The sequence below is a fragment of the Corynebacterium sp. genome, from assembly GCF_030535495.1.
In the GTDB taxonomy this organism is placed as follows: domain Bacteria; phylum Actinomycetota; class Actinomycetes; order Mycobacteriales; family Mycobacteriaceae; genus Corynebacterium.
The window spans coordinates 1-1,680 of record NZ_JAUNRW010000190.1 but is presented as its reverse complement, the minus strand read 5'-3'; the positions used below and the strand labels follow the sequence as shown (position 1 = coordinate 1,680).

The 1,680-nt window shown below is 67.4% G+C and carries 1 protein-coding gene; it reads left to right on the top strand.

The window, feature by feature from the left end:
- The coding region (locus tag Q4F73_RS12460) for a DUF3516 domain-containing protein (protein WP_303359656.1) at window positions 1–1,589 on the top strand (1,589 nt) is incomplete at its 5' end.
- Window positions 1,590–1,680: the final 91 nt, after the last annotated feature.

Here is a 1,680-nt window from a genome sequence, read left to right as displayed (position 1 = left end):
TCTGCGGCACGGACACCCTCGGCGTGGGCATCAACGTGCCCATCCGCACCGTGCTGTTGACCGGCCTGGCCAAGTTCGACGGCACCCGCCAGCGCATCCTCAAGTCCCGCGAGTTCCACCAGATCGCCGGCCGCGCCGGGCGTGCGGGATACGACACCGAAGGCACCGTCGTCGTGGAGGCCCCGGAGCATGAGATCGAGAACTGGCGTCTGCGTCAGCGCGCCGGCTCCGACCCGAAGAAGCTGAAAAAGCTGCGCCTGAAGTCCGTCCGCGACGGCGAGGTGACCTGGTCGGAGAAGACCTACGAGCGCCTCACCGTCGCCGAGCCGGAGGCGATGAGCTCCCAGTTCCGCATGACCAACTCCATGCTGCTCAACGTCATCGCCCGCCCCGGCAACGGCTACGAGCATCTCAAGCATCTGCTGCGCACCAACCATGACACCCGGGCCAAGCAGAACCGCGACATCCTGCACACCCTCGAGTTGTTCAAGGGCCTGGTCAACGCCGGTATCGTGGTCAAGGCGGAGAACGGGACCGACGATCAGGGGCGCCCCTACCACCTCACCGAGGAACTGCAGCGCGACTTCGCCCTCAACCAGCCGCTGTCCCCCTTCGCCCTGGCCGCGCTGACCCTGCTGGACCAGGAATCCGACACCTACACCGTCGACGTCATCTCCACCTTCGAGGCCATTCTCGATGACCCCCGTCCCCTCCTGCAGGCCCAGCAGAAGCAGGCCCGCGGCGAGGAGATCGCCGCGCTCAAGGCCGAGGGCGTGGACTACACCGAGCGCATGGCCATCGTCGAGGACATCACCTGGCCGCAGCCGCTGGCCGAGGAGCTGGAGGACGCCTACGAGACCTTCACCGCCGGTGCCCCCTGGGCCCGTGAGTTCGAGCTCTCCCCCAAGGCCGTCGTGCGCGACATGATCGAGCACGCGATGACATTCTCGGATCTCATCGCCACCTACGGCCTCGCCCGCTCCGAGGGAGTCGTCCTGCGCTACCTCACCGACGCCTGGCGCACCCTCCGCCAGTCCGTGCCCCTCGAGGCACTTAACGACGAGCTCGAGGACGTCATCGAGTGGCTCGGCGAGCTCATCCGCCAGGTCGATTCCTCGCTTATCGACGAATGGGCCCAGATGGGCGACGAGGACACCCCCATCTCCCAGGAGGACCTCGCGCGCGAACTCGCCTTCGGCCTCGAGGACCCCACCGCGCTCACCGCCAACAAGCGCGCCTTCACCATCATGGTGCGCAACCTCATGTGGCGCCTGGTGGAACTGTTCGCCTGGGAGAAGGAGGACAAGCTCGCCGAGCTGCTGGACTACCTCGAGCGCGAGGACAAGCCCGACTGGGGTGTGGAGCTCGACGCCTATTTCGACGAGTACGCCGACCTGGACACCGGCCAGGACGCCCGCTCCGGCGAGTACTTCACCCTCTCCCAGGACGGCCGCGAGTGGACCGCCCGGCAGATCATCAAGGACCCGGAGGGCGACAACGCCTTTCAGCTGGTCGCGGTCGTCGACCTCGACGCCTCTGATGCGGAGGGCGAGGTGCGACTGGCGTCGTTGGAGATGGTGCGGCGCTAGGGTCGCTCGGACCGCACGATCCCCCGCATGATCTCCGCGGTTTCCGTCGGTGTCGTCCCCACCCGCACGCCCGCGGCCTCGAGCGCCTCCT